18 protein-coding genes are annotated in these 16,737 nt (G+C 57.2%); 8 read left to right on the top strand and 10 right to left on the bottom strand.

Features of this window, described 5'->3' with window-relative positions; genetic code table 11:
* The first annotated feature begins 9 nt into the window (after positions 1-9).
* The 6 genes from RBB47_RS15075 (at position 10) to acs (ending at position 5,048) form a co-directional block, all read left to right on the top strand.
* A complete protein-coding gene (locus RBB47_RS15075) occupies positions 10-615 on the top strand; it encodes a glutathione S-transferase family protein (protein WP_305986648.1) in 606 nt (201 codons plus the stop codon).
* Complete coding sequence (locus tag RBB47_RS15070) at positions 612-1,094, top strand: urease accessory protein UreE (RefSeq protein WP_305986647.1); 483 nt, start codon at positions 612-614, stop codon at positions 1,092-1,094. Before RBB47_RS15075 ends, RBB47_RS15070 begins: the two co-directional genes overlap by 4 nt.
* Complete coding sequence (locus tag RBB47_RS15065) at positions 1,051-1,800, top strand: urease accessory protein UreF (protein WP_305986646.1); 750 nt, start codon at positions 1,051-1,053, stop codon at positions 1,798-1,800. The genes RBB47_RS15070 and RBB47_RS15065 overlap by 44 nt, the downstream gene beginning before the upstream one ends.
* Entirely contained in the window at positions 1,797-2,423 is a 627-nt protein-coding gene (ureG, locus tag RBB47_RS15060; RefSeq protein ID WP_305986645.1) for an urease accessory protein UreG, read from the top strand. The genes RBB47_RS15065 and ureG overlap by 4 nt, the downstream gene beginning before the upstream one ends.
* Positions 2,424-2,509: 86 nt before the next feature.
* Entirely contained in the window at positions 2,510-2,911 is a 402-nt protein-coding gene (locus RBB47_RS15055) for a DUF1761 domain-containing protein (protein ID WP_305986644.1), read from the top strand.
* A 199-nt stretch (positions 2,912-3,110) separates the two neighbouring features.
* Complete coding sequence (gene acs, locus RBB47_RS15050; RefSeq protein WP_305986643.1) at positions 3,111-5,048, top strand: acetate--CoA ligase; 1,938 nt, start codon at positions 3,111-3,113, stop codon at positions 5,046-5,048.
* 63 nt (positions 5,049-5,111) lie between these two features.
* Here acs and RBB47_RS15045 read toward each other — a convergent pair whose 3' ends face one another.
* From RBB47_RS15045 to rplS, 4 genes are all read right to left on the bottom strand, one after another.
* Positions 5,112-6,470: a TadE/TadG family type IV pilus assembly protein gene (locus tag RBB47_RS15045; protein WP_305986642.1), complete on the bottom strand. Its 1,359-nt coding sequence runs from the start codon at positions 6,468-6,470 to the stop codon at positions 5,112-5,114.
* 158 nt (positions 6,471-6,628) lie between these two features.
* Complete coding sequence (locus tag RBB47_RS15040; protein ID WP_305986641.1) at positions 6,629-7,186, bottom strand: HNH endonuclease; 558 nt, start codon at positions 7,184-7,186, stop codon at positions 6,629-6,631.
* A 303-nt stretch (positions 7,187-7,489) separates the two neighbouring features.
* Positions 7,490-8,902 (bottom strand): 3-isopropylmalate dehydratase large subunit, encoded by a 1,413-nt coding sequence (gene leuC / locus RBB47_RS15035; RefSeq protein ID WP_305986640.1) that lies wholly within the window; start codon positions 8,900-8,902, stop codon positions 7,490-7,492.
* Between the two features lie 265 nt (positions 8,903-9,167).
* Positions 9,168-9,638: a 50S ribosomal protein L19 gene (gene rplS, locus RBB47_RS15030; RefSeq protein WP_305986639.1), complete on the bottom strand. Its 471-nt coding sequence runs from the start codon at positions 9,636-9,638 to the stop codon at positions 9,168-9,170.
* 487 nt (positions 9,639-10,125) lie between these two features.
* On the opposite strand from rplS, the gene RBB47_RS15025 reads away from it, so the two are divergent.
* On the top strand, positions 10,126-11,286 hold the full coding sequence (locus tag RBB47_RS15025) for a helix-turn-helix transcriptional regulator (protein WP_305986638.1): 1,161 nt from the start codon (positions 10,126-10,128) through the stop codon (positions 11,284-11,286).
* Between the two features lie 21 nt (positions 11,287-11,307).
* On the opposite strand, the gene trmD is transcribed toward RBB47_RS15025, so the two are convergent.
* Positions 11,308-12,018: a tRNA (guanosine(37)-N1)-methyltransferase TrmD gene (trmD, locus tag RBB47_RS15020; protein WP_305986637.1), complete on the bottom strand. Its 711-nt coding sequence runs from the start codon at positions 12,016-12,018 to the stop codon at positions 11,308-11,310.
* Between the two features lie 201 nt (positions 12,019-12,219).
* Here trmD and RBB47_RS15015 point away from each other — a divergent pair, with 201 nt between their 5' ends.
* On the top strand, positions 12,220-12,738 hold the full coding sequence (locus tag RBB47_RS15015; protein WP_305986636.1) for an antibiotic resistance protein VanZ: 519 nt from the start codon (positions 12,220-12,222) through the stop codon (positions 12,736-12,738).
* Here RBB47_RS15015 and rimM read toward each other — a convergent pair.
* From rimM to RBB47_RS14990, 5 genes are all read right to left on the bottom strand, one after another.
* Positions 12,687-13,241, bottom strand: a complete 555-nt coding sequence (gene rimM / locus RBB47_RS15010; RefSeq protein WP_305986635.1) for a ribosome maturation factor RimM — start codon at positions 13,239-13,241, stop codon at positions 12,687-12,689. The two genes, RBB47_RS15015 and rimM, sit on opposite strands and share 52 nt — an antisense overlap.
* 44 nt (positions 13,242-13,285) lie before the next feature.
* Entirely contained in the window at positions 13,286-13,696 is a 411-nt protein-coding gene (rpsP, locus tag RBB47_RS15005) for a 30S ribosomal protein S16 (protein ID WP_305986634.1), read from the bottom strand.
* A 17-nt stretch (positions 13,697-13,713) separates the two neighbouring features.
* On the bottom strand, positions 13,714-14,037 hold the full coding sequence (locus RBB47_RS15000; RefSeq protein ID WP_305986632.1) for a chorismate mutase: 324 nt from the start codon (positions 14,035-14,037) through the stop codon (positions 13,714-13,716).
* Positions 14,034-15,581 (bottom strand): signal recognition particle protein, encoded by a 1,548-nt coding sequence (gene ffh, locus RBB47_RS14995; RefSeq protein WP_305986631.1) that lies wholly within the window; start codon positions 15,579-15,581, stop codon positions 14,034-14,036. Before ffh ends, RBB47_RS15000 begins: the two co-directional genes overlap by 4 nt.
* Before the next feature lie 268 nt (positions 15,582-15,849).
* A complete protein-coding gene (locus RBB47_RS14990; protein WP_305986630.1) occupies positions 15,850-16,722 on the bottom strand; it encodes an oxaloacetate decarboxylase in 873 nt (290 codons plus the stop codon).
* Positions 16,723-16,737 lie beyond the last annotated feature (15 nt).

The raw sequence follows: 16,737 nt of genomic DNA, 5'->3' as shown, positions 1-16,737 counted from the left end.
AAGAAAGACATGTACAAGATCGTCGGATTTCCGCGCACCAGGGCGATGCGGGTGATGTGGCTGCTGGAAGAACTGGGCGAGCCTTATGAGATCGACCCGGCGATGCCGCAGTCCGAGACCGTGCGAAAACTCGACCCGGGTGGCAAGGTGCCGATCCTCCTGGACCATGGCAATGTGATCACTGAATCCGTCGCGATCTGCACCTATCTTGCCGACAAGCACGGACAGTTCACTTTTCCCGCCGGCACGCTGGAGCGGGCGCGTCAGGACAGCTTTACCCAGTTTGCCGTTGATGTCCTGGAGGGCGCTCTTTGGACCGCCTCAAAGAACACTTTCATTCTTCCTGAAGACATCAGGGTTCCCGAGATCAAGGACACCTGCAGGAAGGAATTCCGGCATGGTCTCGATATTCTGCAGCAAAAGCTCGGCGATGGGCCCTACGCCATGGGCGAGACCTTCACGCTTGCCGACATCATTATCGGTCATTGTTCGGGATGGGCGGTCGTCGCCAAGTTCGACCTGCCGCAGGACGGACCGGTTTATGACTATTTCAAACGCTTGCGCGAGCGCCCGGCTTTCAAGGCGATGAAGGCAAAGGTCGACGCAGCGCAATGATCCGTGTCCAGACAATCCACCCCGCCAAGACCTGGCAAAACGCTCCGGCTGACCGGATCACGCTGGACCTCGATGACAGGTACCGGCGCCGTGCAGTCCTGACCGGCGAGAGCGGTTTGAGCTTCCTGCTGGATCAACCAAGCGTGGTTCATCTCCAGCACGGCGATGGCCTGGAGCTGGAGGATGGACGCATTGTCGAGGTCCTGGCAGAGCCGGAAGAGCTGGTCGAGATCGAAGCCGACGATGCGGCGCATCTCGTACGCATCGCCTGGCATCTGGGCAACCGCCACCTGCCAACCCAGTTGATGGGCGCGACACTTCGGATCCGGCGAGATCACGTCATTGAGGACATGGTCGAAAAGCTCGGAGGCCGGCTGACACCTCTTACCGCACCGTTTGATCCCGAAGGCGGAGCCTACGGGCACGGCAGAACACATGGCCACCATCATCATCATGGGCACGGGCATTCCCATGACTGACTCCATATCCGCGTCCGCGCTTTACCGGTTGATGACCTTTCTGTCGCCCGCCTTTCCGATCGGCGCTTTCACCTACAGCCATGGTCTGGAGCAGGTTATCGAGCGGGGTGACGTCACGAATGCCGCCGACCTCGAAGCATGGCTGACCGATATTCTGCGCTACGGCACAGGGCGAAACGACGCGATCTTGCTGCAGGAAGCCCATCGTGCCTGCGTGGAAGGAGATCGGGAAACGCTTCTGGATCTTCGCGAACTCGGTCTTGCGCTTCAGCCCTCCAGGGAGAGGCACCTTGAGACCAGCGCTCAGGGCACGGCGTTTCTGGAAACCGCGGCAAAAAGTTGGGCTCCCGGAACGGTTACACCGGCGGAAACCCTGTTTCACGGCGTCGCCAATGCTGACCGCGACCCCTGGCCCTATCCGGTCGCGCTCGGTCTCGTCTGCGCTGCCCACGCAATTCCGGCGGAGGCCGCAACCACATCCTTCCTTCAGGCCTTCGCCGCCAACATTGTTTCGGCGGCGATCCGCGCTGTTCCGCTCGGCCAGAATGATGGCCAGAAGGTTCTGGCGCATCTCGAGCCGGTGATTTTCGAGGTCAGCCAGACGGCTGCGAGCTCCGGACTTGAAGATCTCGGCAGTTCCACCTTTTTGGCTGACATCGCCTCCATGGCACATGAAACCCAGTATTCGAGGCTGTTTCGCTCATGACATCCCCAAATGGTCCCTTGCGTGTCGGTATCGGCGGTCCGGTCGGCTCCGGCAAGACCACGCTGACCGACCGGCTGTGCAAGGCAATGCGCGAGCGCTTTTCACTCGCGGTCATCACAAACGACATTTACACCAGCGAAGACGCTGAAGCGCTGATGCGCTCCCAGGCGCTCACAAGCGATCGCATTCGCGGTGTCGAAACCGGTGGCTGCCCGCACACGGCAATCCGGGAAGACGCATCGATAAATCTGGCGGCGGTCGATGACCTCTCCCGCTCCATTCCGGACCTCGATCTGATCCTGATCGAGTCGGGCGGCGACAATCTTGCAGCGACTTTCTCACCGGAGCTCGCCGACCTGACGATCTATGTGATCGATGTCGCAGCGGGTGAGGAAATTCCGCGCAAGGGAGGCCCGGGAATCACTCGGTCCGATCTTCTGATCATCAACAAGACCGACCTTGCGCCTCATGTCGGTGCCAACCTTGATGTCATGGACCGGGACGCCAAAAAGATGCGCAAAACCAGACCCTTCGTCTTTGCGAACACACGCGCAGGCGAGGGGCTCGAGACGGTCGTGAATTTCATCGTCGAGAAAGGCGGGCTTGAATCCGGCGCCGGCTGAACTTGTCCGCGACGGAACAACTCCTGCTTGATCTTTCATCCGTTTCCTCCCACCCTGCACCCGCAGGAATACGGAGGGGCTGAACCATGATGTTTGACGGTGTGAATCTGATCGCGGTTGCAGTTGCGGCCATCGGATCCTTTGTGTTCGGGTCAATCTGGTACGGCATTCTGGGAAAAGCCTGGATGAGGGCGGCCAGCCTGACGGAAGAGCAGACAAAGCCGGACCCGGTAACACTCGGCATCGCATTCGTCTGCCAGATCGTGATGGCCTTCGTCTTTGCCGGCGTCATTTACCACACGGGTGAAACCAGCATCCGCACCGGCATCATCTCTGCCCTGATGATCTGGGTCGGCATCATCATGACCACGCAGATCATCAATCATCGCTTCCAGGGCCGTCCCTGGAGTCTCACCTTCATTGATGGCGGTCACTGGCTCGGTGTCATTGTGGTCCAGGGCATAATTATCGGCTGGTTCGGCTCCTAGGTGACGGGGCACAAACGTGTCTACGCCTAATTCACTACGTATTTGAACGCATTAGACCAAGGACTCGGCGACTAAAGCACTAATGTTTGGTTCTGGACGCCAAAGGGGGGCATACGCATAATGGCCCCCGGAAAATAAGCCGGTGGAGGTAGGATGTGACCCAACACCGGCCAATTTCGGTTTCGGGAGGTTCTCAAAAATGTCTGACTCTGTTTTTCCCGTTCCCGCGGAGGTCGCCGCGCGGGCGTATGTCGACAATGACAAGTATCTGGAAATGTACCAGCGCTCCGTGGAGGATCCGGAAGGCTTCTGGGGTGAACATGGCAAGCGGGTGGATTGGATCAAGCCTTACACCAAGGTGAAAAACACCTCCTACGATTATCACAACGTTTCCATTAAGTGGTTCGAGGACGGCTCGCTTAATGTCTCTGCCAATTGCATTGACAGGCACCTGGAAAAGCGCGGCGCTCAGCCGGCAATCATCTGGGAAGGCGATGACCCGAGCGAGCACAAGGTCATCACCTACAACGAACTGTCCAAGGAAGTGAACAAATTCGCCAACGTTCTGCACGCACAGGGCGTCAAGAAGGGCGATCGTGTCACCATCTACCTGCCGATGATCCCGGAAGCCGCCTATGCGATGCTCGCATGCGCCCGGATCGGCGCCATCCATTCGATCGTCTTTGGCGGCTTTTCCCCAGACAGCCTGGCCCAGCGCATTGAAGGCTGTAAGTCGGAATGCATCATTACCGCAGATGAAGGCTTGCGCGGCGGCCGGAAGGTGCCGCTGAAGGCCAATGTCGACAAGGCCTGCGAAAAGGCACCCGTCAGCTCCGTGATCGTCGTGAAACGCACGGGTGGCGACATCGACATGCAGAGCGGTCGCGACGTCTGGTATCACGACGAAGCCGGCCGCGTGTCCGACCAATGCGATCCGGTCGAGATGAATGCGGAAGACCCGCTCTTCATCCTCTACACCTCCGGATCGACGGGCCAGCCAAAAGGGGTGCTGCACACCACCGGTGGCTACCTGGTCTATGCGTCCATGACCCATCAGTACGTCTTCGACTATCATGACGGTGACGTTTACTGGTGCACGGCCGACGTCGGCTGGGTGACGGGTCACAGCTATATCGTCTACGGACCGCTCGCGAACGGCGCCACCACGCTGATGTTCGAAGGCGTACCGACCTACCCGGGTCCGGGCCGGTTCTGGGAAGTGTGCGACAAGCACAACGTCAACATCTTCTACACCGCACCGACGGCCATTCGCGCGCTGATGGGGGCCGGAGACGAGCACGTCACGAATACTTCGCGCAAATCCTTGCGCCTGCTCGGCTCAGTGGGTGAACCGATCAACCCGGAAGCCTGGACCTGGTATTACAACGTGGTCGGCGAAGGACGCTGCCCGATCGTCGACACCTGGTGGCAGACCGAGACCGGCGGCATCCTGATCACGCCGCTTCCAGGTGCGACCGCGCTGAAACCGGGATCTGCAACCCGTCCGTTCTTCGGCGTACAGCCCGCCATTGTCGACGCGGAAGGCAACTTCCAGGATGGGGCGACAGAAGGCAATCTCGTTATCAAGGACAGCTGGCCGGGTCAGATGCGAACCGTCTATGGCGACCATGAACGCTTCGTTCAGACCTACTTTGCGACCTACAAGGGACTTTACTTCACCGGTGACGGCTGCCGGCGTGACGAAGACGGCTACTACTGGATTACCGGTCGTGTCGACGACGTCATCAACGTGTCCGGCCACCGCATGGGCACGGCGGAAGTCGAGAGTGCCCTTGTTGCACACCCGCAAGTCTCCGAGGCTGCCGTGGTCGGCTATCCGCACGACATCAAGGGGCAGGGCATCTACGCCTATGTCACGCTGATGGAAGGCGAAGAACCGACAGACGAGCTGAAGAAGGAATTGGTCAAGCATGTTCGTGCCGAGATCGGTCCGATCGCTTCGCCGGATCTGATCCAGTTTGCGCCGGGCCTGCCGAAAACCCGGTCCGGCAAGATCATGCGCCGCATCCTGCGCAAGATTGCCGAAGACAGTTTCGATAACCTTGGTGACACCTCGACCCTGGCCGACCCGGCCGTGGTCGACGACCTGATCGACAACCGCCAAAACCGCGGCTGATCACGGCATCACAATAAAAAAGCCCGCCAAACGGCGGGCTTTTCTTTATTCTGAGCAAGGTCCTCACTGCGACAGGAAGACCTGCTGGATCTTCTTGGCGATGTTGGAAAACGCCGAGACCAGATCATCCGCGGACGTAGCGACGTAATACTTGTCCGGATCCGCGCAGTCTTCCATCACTCTTGCACCATCGGACCCCGTCGCGGTTCCGAAATAAACCGTATAGATCGTGATACCAGCATCCTGCATGGCGGAGCACATCGAAAGAGCCCGCTGTGAAGACTTCCCGGAATATCCCCATTGGGACTTTTCCAGCCAGTAGTCGTTTGTGCCGTTGTAACAGGTGCCGTCATATTGGCCGTTGTTTTTCTTGTTTTGGCACTGGTTCTTGGTCAGGCTCTGTTTGTCATAGTGCGTATTGAAATCACCATCAGTCATTATCAAGGCAAACTTCAACACTTCGGTATTGGAGTAAGCGGCAGGCGCAGACTCTGTCGGCCAAAGATCTGACCAGTTGGGAGAAAGGGTGTACCAACCGATCCCAATGCCGGTTTGTCCTGCCGTGTAACCGTCTGTCGTAAGACCAGAGATCGCTGACATGAGCGTCGTACGATTGTCCGTAAGTGGCTGAATGACAGAGTCGGAACAATCCTGCGAGCGGTAGGTCCCTGATCCGTCGCCGAGAGGTTCGACGGTAAAGCTCGCGTCGGTGTATTTTTCGTCGCCGTCGCGTTCAGTTGCGCAACGCGTGCTCAAACCGTCGGTCGCCGAGGACGCATAAGAATCCAAGTTGACGCCGACGCTGTAAGGCACAATCGAAATCTTGACCTTGCTCTCTGTGGTGCCATCCGGAATGAGAATGTTGACCACCGATTCCGCGGCGTCCTTAAGGTCTTCGATCTCGCCGGACATCGATCCGGTCACGTCGACAACCATCGCCATTTCAACATCGAAGCGCGAGTAGGTCACCTGCGAACTGGTGCCGAAGGTGAATGCCTCCGGGCCGAAAGCCTCTTGTCCGTATCCGCCCATGTCGATGAACAGGTTGTCCATGGTGGCGGCTGAGCTGACGGTGATCAAACCGTTTTCGCTATCGACGGTAAAGGACAGATTTTCAATGGCCTCGGTCAGGAACGTGTCGTCCGCCAGGTTGGCATTGAAGGAATCTGTAATGATCTCCTGGATCTCGGAGTCCGTCAGCTCCTGTGTTGACAGGTCCGTGGCCGCGGCAAGTGCGGCTGCATCAAGCGCATAGGAGAGCTTCTCGCGCGCATTGACGACCCTCGACACATCCACTGCGGCACCCGCCATAACGACGATGATGACCAGCATGAGACCGAAGAGCGGAATGATCGCCCCGTTACGGTCTTTAAGGAACCGTGTTTTAAGATTTTTGATAGTCGAAATTCGATGTTTGATCATGACTGCCTCACAGCTTTCATGAGACAGTTACTACAGAAAAGTACCTAAATTCTTAAATGAACTCTTTAAAGGGAGTTAAATAAGTCTTAACGCGCATAAATAAAGTCTGCCCGACCACTCTGGCGGGCGGCACAACCGATACCGAAGCCTTGATTGCTTTACGGTTCCAGTTCGGTATCCCAATAGAGGAAATCCATCCAGCTTTCGTGCAGATAATTCGGCGGAAAGCCGCGGCCGTTGTTGTGCAGGTCCTGGATCGTCGGCTGAAACGGCATGTGCATGGGCCACATGTTCAGCTGCTCACAGGACTTGTTGGATTTGCGGAGATTGCAGGGGGAGCAGGCGGTGATCACGTTATCCCATGTGGTCAGGCCACCTTTGGAACGGGGAACGAGGTGATCAAAAGTCAGCTCCTCTTTGGAGCCGCAATACTGGCACTGGAATTTGTCGCGGAGAAAGACGTTAAAGCGGGTGAAGGCGGGGTATCGGCTGGGTTTGACAAAGGTTTTGAGCGAGACGACGCTCGGCAATCGGAACTCGAAGCTCGGACTTCGGACCGCCGCATCATACTCCGCAACAATGTTTACCCGATCCAGAAACACTGCCTTGATGGTGTCCTGCCAAGACCACAAAGACAATGGATAGTAGCTCAATGGCCGGTAATCCGCATTGAGCACCAACGCCGGATGGGCTCCCGACGAAACCGCTACTGTCACCTTCCGCTCCTCACACCTAGCCGGAATGTCCGGTGTCCGGTCAATCGGACAGCGGAACATGTCCTTTTGTGACGCGAACATTGTAGTGCCGAGGTGACAGTCTTGTGAAGCCCGTCAATTTCAATTCTGAAAGCGCTTGTTGAAAGGTGCTTTCTGGCAAAGGATTTTTCGTAAATGTATGAATCATTTGCGCAAAAAGGAAAAACTTCTGCGTCATTTTGACGGATTTGCGATCCTGACGGAAAAGGGCGCCACCAGGGCGCCCTTTCACATTCGGATTCGATTGACGAAGCGACAATCGAATCAATTGACCGTCCAGTCGCGGATATCCACGAAATGTCCGGCAATCGCTGCGGCGGCGGCCATGGCTGGTGAAACCAGGTGCGTGCGGCCCTTGTGACCCTGCCGGCCCTCGAAATTCCGGTTCGACGTGGAAGCGCACCGTTCACCCGGCTTGAGCTTGTCCGCGTTCATGGCAAGGCACATGGAACAACCGGGCTCGCGCCAGTCAAATCCGGCTTCCTTGAAGATCACATCAAGACCTTCTTCCTCGGCCTGCTCCTTCACCAGTCCGGACCCGGGAACCACCATGGCATCGACATGCGGGGCTACTTTGTGGTTTCCGATAACAGCGGCGGCAGCGCGCAGATCCTCGATACGGCCGTTGGTGCAAGACCCGATAAACGCCCGGTCGATCTTGATGTCGGTGATCTTCGTGCCCGGTTCCAGTCCCATGTAATCGAGGGCACGCTTTTTTGAATCCCGGCGGTTTTCGTCTTCGATTTCGTCGGGATTTGGCACAACCCCTTCAACGGAAACCACGTCTTCCGGAGACGAACCCCAGGAAACGATCGGCGGTAGATTGGCAGCGTCCAGTTCCACGACCTTGTCGAAATCCGCATCTGCATCGGAATGCAGGGTGCGCCAGTGGGCCATCGCCATGTCCCAGGCTTCGCCTGTCGGCGCCTTGGGCCGGCCTTTGACGTAGTTGAACGTGGTTTCGTCAGGCGCGATCAGTCCTGCGCGCGCGCCGGCTTCGATCGACATGTTGCAGACAGTCATCCGGCCTTCCATGGACAGCGACCGGATCGCGTCACCGGCATACTCGATCACGTAACCGGTTCCGCCTGCAGTCCCGATCTTGCCGATAATCGCAAGCACAATGTCTTTCGCCGTCACGCCGGCCGGGATGTCGCCATTCACCTTCACCAGCATGTTCTTGGCTTTTTTCTGGATCAGGGTTTGTGTGGCCAGGACGTGTTCAACTTCCGACGTACCGATACCGTGCGCCAGCGATCCGAAGGCGCCGTGCGTCGAGGTATGGCTGTCGCCACAGACAATGGTCATGCCCGGCAGGGTGAAACCCTGTTCCGGACCGACGATGTGAACGACACCCTGGCGCATGTCGAGTTCGGAATAGTATTCAACACCGAACTCAGAGGCGTTCTTGGCAAGCGTTTCGACCTGCAAAGCAGATTCAGGGTCGTCGATCCCGTGGCGGCGGTCGGTCGTCGGCACGTTATGGTCGACAACAGCGAGGGTTTTCTGCGGGCTACGTACCTTGCGACCATGCATGCGCAGACCTTCAAAGGCCTGCGGGCTGGTAACTTCATGCACCAGGTGGCGGTCAATATAGAGCAGTCCGGTCCCGTCCGGCTGCATGTCGACCAGATGGTCGTCCCAGATCTTGTCGTAAAGCGTGCGTGCTTTCGCCATGGGTCTCTCCTCAAATGCGTCCGGTTCCAGGCGGTGCTAGCGTCCGGGCGCTCGCCTCCGGCATCGTTGTCCTTGGCCGTCAGATGCGGCACAGAGTGTCCGTTAATTCTGGCTAGTGAATGACGCAGCGCCGCTTAAACGTCAAGTTCTGACGGGTTGAGCTGAATTCAACTGAGATTGATTGACGGGCGGGCTGCGTCAAAGCCGGCCAAATCAAAAAAGGCGGTCACCAGGACCGCCTTTCAAAATGTCATGCCGGACGGGCTTATTCAGCAGCGCTTTCGGCAGCTTCCTGCTCAGCCTTCTTGGCTTCCGCCTTGGCGGCCTTGACCGCAGCCGCTTCAGCGCGCGCTTCTTCGTTGAGGCGCTTGGAGCGGACATTGGTGTTTTCGGTGATACGAGCGGACTTACCGCGGCGATCGCGCAGGTAGTAGAGCTTCGCGCGGCGGACCTTGCCGCGACGCACAACTTCAACGCCTTCCAGCATCGGAGAATAAATCGGGAAGACACGCTCGACGCCTTCACCATAGGAAATTTTACGGACGGTGAAGCTCTCGTTGATGCCGCCGCCTGAACGGGCAATGCAAACACCTTCGTAAGCCTGCGTACGGGTCCGGTTGCCTTCGGTGACCTTCACGTTGACGCGAACCGTGTCACCTGGAGAAAATTCAGGAAGCTTCCGTTGCGCTTCGATTTTCTCCATTTCTTCAGCATTCAGCTGCTCGATGATATTCATGGCATTTTTCCCTTTTCAATTACAAAGCGGTCAAAGCGTTTCCTCGCATAGGCCGGAAACGAATCCACCAGCTCTGGGCCATGTTGCATATCTGCCGGTTTGTGTTTGGGTTCAAACCGTTACCGGTATTCCCCGCAAGCCATATCAGTTGAAATTGACCTGACTCTGTCCAGCTTCGCGGGCGTATACAGGAATTTCCCCGCTTTGTCATTCGGTTTTTAGCCCTGCAAGGTAGACGAGTCAGGCCAAAAGGGAATGCGCTGAAAACAAAAGCAGCGGCACAAGTGCCGCTGCTGATGTTCAGCATAACCTAAAGTAACTTAGCATATTTGCTTAAAATAAATACAACTACTAAAATAAATTGGGTTGCAACACAAATTATATAGCACATATTAAAAAAAATGTCACCCTGGCATTTACGGGAAATTAAAAATAAAGTTTATTGCAGAGCAGCAAACGTCCGCGCAATGTTTACGGATTTCAACATATGGTAGCAGATCAGGCTGGTTTACTACATAAACTCTACTCTTCTGCTGTACTGGAAGGTGGCATATCTGGTGTGTTGTCAGATCTTGCGGCCATATATCCTGATCTTCCGATCTCTTATCAGGCGCAATGCGTCTATGAAAACTCAGTCTATGACTGCGCCATGTTCAATCATGGCAGCGATGCTGAAACCAGGCTGTGCGAGGCGATTTCGCCCAATCCGTTTCCCCCGATCGCCCTGAAGTGCAATCCTTCCGACGTTGTCTTTACAGGTGACTACGTCGCCCCCGCAGATGTTGAACATATGGATTTCTATCATGAATTCCTGAAAGACCATGGTGAGATCAATCGCGCTTTCGGCGTCATCTTGCACCGCCATGGTCAGGACTCGGCATTCGTCGCGGCCAATCTGCCCAAGAACATGGGCATGCGCGAAGAGCAGCACGTCCGCGATCTGTTCGGCTTTCTGAGGCCTCATCTGCAAAACGCTTTCAGCCTTCTTCTTGAGGTCGCCAAGCGGGAGGCGGTGCCGGCAAACCCTCAATTCTGGCTCGATCGCATTCCGACAGCAGCCTTGCTTGTCTCGCCAACCGGCAAGATCAGGCATTTGAACCAGATGGCAAGGAGAACTCTTGCCGGCGGTGGAATGATCCACTCCGACCGGATGCTCCGACTGACCGCACGCAAGTCCAGCGTTCAGACCTCCCTTCAGGCCGCAATTGAAAAAGCGTCACGCACATCCATGCCTGTTGGACCGGTTGCTTTGACCGAGGAACGGCAGGCCGGGTCCTTCTGTTTTGTCATGCCGATACAGCACAAGGACGAGATCCATCCGGGTTTCGCGCCTTTCCTCGCGCCCGCGCTACCGCTTCTGGTTACGATTTTCGACCCCGCCGACGTGCCAAGGCCGTCCGAGAAGATCCTGTCCGCTGCTTTTGGTCTGACGGAACGCGAAAGCCTGCTCGTGCAACAGCTTGTTCTCGGCTCTTCTCTGAGAGAAGCGGCAGATACCCTGCAGATTTCCTACAACACAGCCAGGAACCACCTGGCGAGCGCAACGTCCAAGACCGGCGCCCGTTCACAGGCCGACATCGTCCGGCGGGGTGTGCAGGTTCTGGCGAAGCTGGGAGAGACTGAAGCCGGACAGATTCAGGGTCCGTGACACGCATTATGTGCGGCAGTTTCAGTCGACGTCGTCCTCATCGGCCATGTAAGCATCCCATAGATCCGGACGCCGCTCCCGGGTCAATCGCTCGGCCTCGGCCATGCGCCAGTCATGGATTTTCTGGTGATTGCCGGAGGTCAGCACATCGGGAATGGCATGACCTTCAAACAGGGCCGGGCGGGTATAGTGCGGGTGTTCCAGGAGACCTGTTTCAAAACTCTCCGCTTCGGCACTTTCCATATTCCCCATGACACCTGGCAGAAGCCGGATCACCGCGTCCAGCATGGCAATCGCGCCGATTTCACCACCTGACAGGATGTAGTCACCAATGGAAACTTCCTCCAGCTCTCTGGCGTCGATGACCCGCTGGTCGATACCCTCAAAACGGCCGCAGACAATGATCGCGCCCGGCCCTTCGGCAAGTTCATGGGCGTAATCCTGCGTAAAGGGTCGCCCGCGCGGGCTCATGAGAAGCTTCGGGCGCGGATCGGTTGAAGGTGCCGCCGCATCGATCGCCTTTGCCAGAATATCTGCGCGCAAGATCATACCGGCCCCACCGCCGGCGGGCGTATCGTCAACACTGCGGTGCTTGTCGCTCGCAAAGTCCCGGATCTGACTGGTTTCGAGCTGCCACAAGCTCTTCTCAAGTGCGCGCCCCGACAGGCTGTGCCCCAGTGGCCCCGGAAACATGTCCGGGTATAGCGTCAAAATGGTGGCTCTAAATGGCATCAGGCGTCCAAGCGAAGGCGCCTCGCTGAAGCGCCGGTAAACGACATCAGATTGGTCTCTGTTTGTTGCGGTCGTTCATAATACTCTATTAACCCTGATGATCGGAAACCCGGGTTCTCAACAGGCCAATAACGATATGGAAAGAACTGATTAAGGCTCGGGGTTCAAGCTGGCAAGAGCGTTTCAATCAGGTTCTTCGCCGTGGTCCAGTTTCCAGTTTTTCGTTTCAAGCTGCCAGCCTTCATACAAAAGCGGGTCGAACAGCACTATCTCGACATTTCACTGAGCCGGGTCATTCCGTTTATCAGTCTGATAACATTCGGTATTCTGGTTGGTCTTGTGTTCAACACGGGCGTTGGGCACCCCTACGACAAAGTCATTCACATCGGCTTTTTCGCGTTGCTGACGCTGTCTATCCACGCGCTTTTCTGCTGCCGCCTGCGTTTTTCGGCAGTGATCGCCTTCGGCATGGGTCTTGCGGGCGAAATCGCGCAGGGCTTCCTGCCCCACCACGAGATGTCGGTCCCGGATACGGTCGCAAACGGCATTGGAGTTGCGTTGATTGTTGCCTTGATAGCGCTGCTCCGCTCCGAGGTCTCGCAAGCGGTCCGCGACCCGGAAGAAGAGCTTAACTTGAACCAGATGGGGCTTGAGCCGCTCCCGATCCGTTATCTTTCGGGCGATGCTTCCGATGGTTCGGGCTTTTCTTCCGAAAAGTAGTCTTCCGGCAGATCAACCTTCACAAAGCTTTCAGCCAGAGACACCTCCGGCACGAAATCCTTCGTGAAGGGAATATAGAAGGTTCTGCCACGCTTCGGCCGGACTTCCAGAAGGTCGCCCGCACCAAAATCCTGAACCGCAACGATCTTGCCGAGCTGTTCGCCAGCCTGATCGAGAACGGTCAGTCCATTCAGATCCGAATAGTAGAACTCGTCGTCTTCAGGGTCCGGAAGCTGATCCCGGTCCACATAGAGTTCCAAACCATTCAGGTCTTCTGCCTGGTTCCGGTCGGTGATCTCTCTGAATTTGGTGATCACGACCGTTTTCTGCACCCGCGCTTTCTCGACTTCGAACGAACGGTTGCCGTCCTTCGTGGTCAAGACACCATAATCGGCAAAAGAAAGCGGGTCGTCGCCAAAGGGCTTGACCCGTACTTCCCCGCGAATGCCGTGCGCGGCTCCGATCTTTGCCATCAGGACTTTCTGACTGTCCGGTGAACCCATGTCAGGAAACGTCCTTTCCAGCCTGAGCCGCGCTCTTAGCCCGATTATTCGGCAGCAGCTTCTTCGGCTGCGGCTTCACTCGGAGCTTCGGCCGGCTCAGCAGCAGCGGCAGCGGCTTCTTCCTCAGCCATGCGCTTGGCTTCCAGACGTTCCTTGGCCTTGGCGCCGAGTTCGGCTTTTTTCGGGTTGTTGCGCGGCTCGCGCTTCAACAGGCCAGCGGCATCCAGGAACCGGTGGACGCGGTCGGTCGGCTTTGCACCGTTGCCGAGCCAGTACTGAATGCGCTCGACGTCCAGCTTGACGCGGTCTTCGGAATCCTTCGGCAGCATCGGGTCGTAGGAACCGACCTTTTCGATGAAACGGCCATCACGCGGTGAGCGGATGTCAGCAATAACGATGCGGTAGTACGGGCGTTTCTTGGAACCGCCGCGTGCCAGGCGAATTTTCGTAGCCATTTTTGTTTCTCCAGTTTTCAGTTGCCGGCGTTAGCGGCAATGGCTTCGTGGTGCCGGATGACTTCTCGAACGATGAAGTTCAGGAATTTCTCGGCAAAGTCAGGATCGAGATTGGCGTCGGCAGCGAGCTGGCGCAGTCGTTCGATCTGAATTTTTTCCCGCGCCGGGTCCGCCGGCGGCAGGTCGTTGTTGGCTTTCAGGACACCCACTTTCTGAGTGCACCGGAACCGTTCGGCGAGCATGTGAATGAGCGCCGCGTCGATATTGTCGATGGAGGCCCTCAGAGCGACCAGTTCCTCAAGGGCTTCGCTCCGCCCAAGCTGGATTTCCGCTTCGCTCATCGCTTCTTACCCTTGCCCATGCCCGGCAATCCCGGAAGTTTCGGTCCGCCAAGACCGGGAAGGCCCGGCATTCCTGGAGGCAGGCCGGCGCCACCAAGACCGCCCGGCATGCCACCGGGCAAACCTTTGGGCAACTCCATTCCACCCGGAAGTTGTCCAGATTTGGCCATTTCCTCAAGCTGCTTGGGATCGACATCCGGCATGCCGCCGCCCATGCCACCCATCAGCTTGCCGAGCATGCCTTTGCCCTTGCCCATCTTCTTCATCATGTCCGCCATCTGGCGATGCATCTTCAGAAGCTTGTTGACGTCGGCAACCTGCACGCCGGAACCGGCTGCAATGCGCTTCTTTCGGCTGGCCTTGAGAAGGTCCGGTTTCGAGCGCTCTGTCGGGGTCATCGACTGGATGATCGCAATCTGGCGCGCGAACATCTTGTCGTCGATGTTGGCCGCCTCGATCTGCTTCTTCATCTTGCCGACGCCCGGCAGCATGCCCATCATGCCGGACATGCCTCCAAGCTTTTCCATCTGCTTCAGCTGCTCGGCGAGATCTTCCAGGTCGAAATGACCTTTCTGCATCTTTTTCGCCATCTTCGCGGCTTTTTCCGCATCGATGGCTTCGGCTGCCTTTTCGACGAGGGAAACGATGTCGCCCATGCCGAGGATACGGTCGGCAATCCGCTTGGGGTGGAAATCTTCCAGCGCGTCGGACTTTTCACCGGTACCAATCAGCTTGACCGGCTTGCCCGTGACCGCCTGCATGGAAAGGGCAGCACCGCCGCGGCCGTCGCCGTCCATTCTGGTCAGCACGATACCGCTGATACCGACGCGTTCATCAAAGCTCTGAGCCAGATTGACAGCGTCTTGACCGGTCAGTGAATCGGCAACCAGCAGAATTTCGTGAGGCTGAGCGGCGGACTTCACGTCCGCCATCTCGATCATCAGCGGCTCGTCGATATGAATGCGGCCCGCCGTATCGAGCATCACAACGTCATAGCCGCCGAGCTTGGCGGCAGACATGGCGCGGTTGGCGATCTCTACAGGACCCTGGCCCTCGATGATCGGCAAGGTGTCGATTTCGTTCTGTTCACCAAGGACCTTGAGCTGCTCCTGCGCCGCCGGGCGACGGGTATCGAGCGATGCCATCAGCACTTTCAGCTTGTCGCGCTGCGTCATGCGCCGCGCGATCTTGGCTGTTGTCGTGGTCTTACCGGATCCCTGAAGGCCGACCATCATGATCGCGACCGGGGCGGGCGCATTGAGATCGATCGGCTGAGCCTCGGCGCCCAGCATATCCACCAGCTGATCGTGAACGATTTTCACGACCATCTGGCCAGGCGTTACCGATTTGACCACTTCGGCGCCGACGGCGCGGCTGCGGACCTTGTCCGTGAACGACCGAACGATCGGCAGGGCAACGTCGGCTTCAATCAACGCGCGCCTGATTTCGCGCATCGCTTCATTGACGTCATTTTCCGACAGCGCACCACGTCCGGTGAGCTTGTCGAAAATTCCACTTAGTCGATCGGACAGGCTTTCAAACATCAAAGGGTCCTTAGGTCATCAATTCGGGAGATCTCCCGCACCATATGGTCAACCGAAGTTCAGATCCAACCGTATTGCGTCTCGCAAAGCAGTTTGGCACCCGAGGGCGCATCGCGCTGTCGGGTGTTAACCTCCGGGATCTCTTTACACCTTTGCGGGTCCCGGTCGGCGGTCCAAAATGTCAGTCACTCATATGGAGTTGGCGGGTCTATGCCCGAAGGTGCGGAAAGAGTCAAGATTTGACTGCGTCCAAACAAGAAGGGGGCAATCACTCCCGCTTGGACGTTTCATAGCGTGCCGACTGTTCATAATAGTCATTAAAGCCGATCCGGTCCCGGAGCTCGGTGAAATTCATCATCAGCGGCGCCCTGTCGGAGTCCGTCTTCAGCTTTGAAAGAGTTTCCGTCATGGCCTTCATTGCGCTGGCCATCAGGGTCAGAGGATAGGCGGCAATCGCAAACCCGATGTCTTCCAGTTCCTTATGCGACAGTTCCGGCGTTTCACCACCCTCAACGATGTTTGCCATCTTCGGTCCCGGAAGCTCGCGGCAGATCGTCTCCATTTCCGCGACGGTTTTCGGTGCTTCGACAAATAGAATGTCGGCTCCCAACTCCTTGAAGCGTGCCGCCCGCTTGATCGCTTCACTCAAACCATGCTCATGGCGTGCGTCGGTCCGCGCCAGGATCAGGATATCCGCACCGTCTTCTCTTGCATCGTCAGCTGCGCGAATGCGGTCGAAGGCTTCATCGCGTGAAACCACGGCTTTTCCCGGAGTGTGTCCACATCGCTTGGGTGACAGCTGGTCCTCGATCATGACCGCGGCGGCACCGGCCCGGGCGAAGCCCTTGACGGTTCGGCGTACATTCATGGCATTGCCGTATCCCGTGTCGCCGTCTGCGATAACGGGAAACTCGACGGCATGCGTGATGTTGCTGACATGATCGAGCACTTCGCCGTAGGACATGAGCCCGAGATCTGGTTGCCCGATACGCGATGCCGACGTCGCAAATCCCGACATGAATGTCAGATCGAATTCCGCCTGCTCGATCAGCTTGGCCGAAAGGGCGTCGAAGCAGCAGGGCATGACATGCAGCTTGTCTGTTTCAAGCAGTTTCCTGAGTTTGTCAGCCTGGGATGACATGCCTACCTCTTGAGC

The organism is Roseibium sp. MMSF_3544 (genome assembly GCF_030732845.1).
In the GTDB taxonomy this organism is placed as follows: domain Bacteria; phylum Pseudomonadota; class Alphaproteobacteria; order Rhizobiales; family Stappiaceae; genus Roseibium.
The sequence above is the reverse complement of the archived record's forward strand: the minus strand, read 5'-3'. Positions and strand labels throughout refer to the sequence as shown.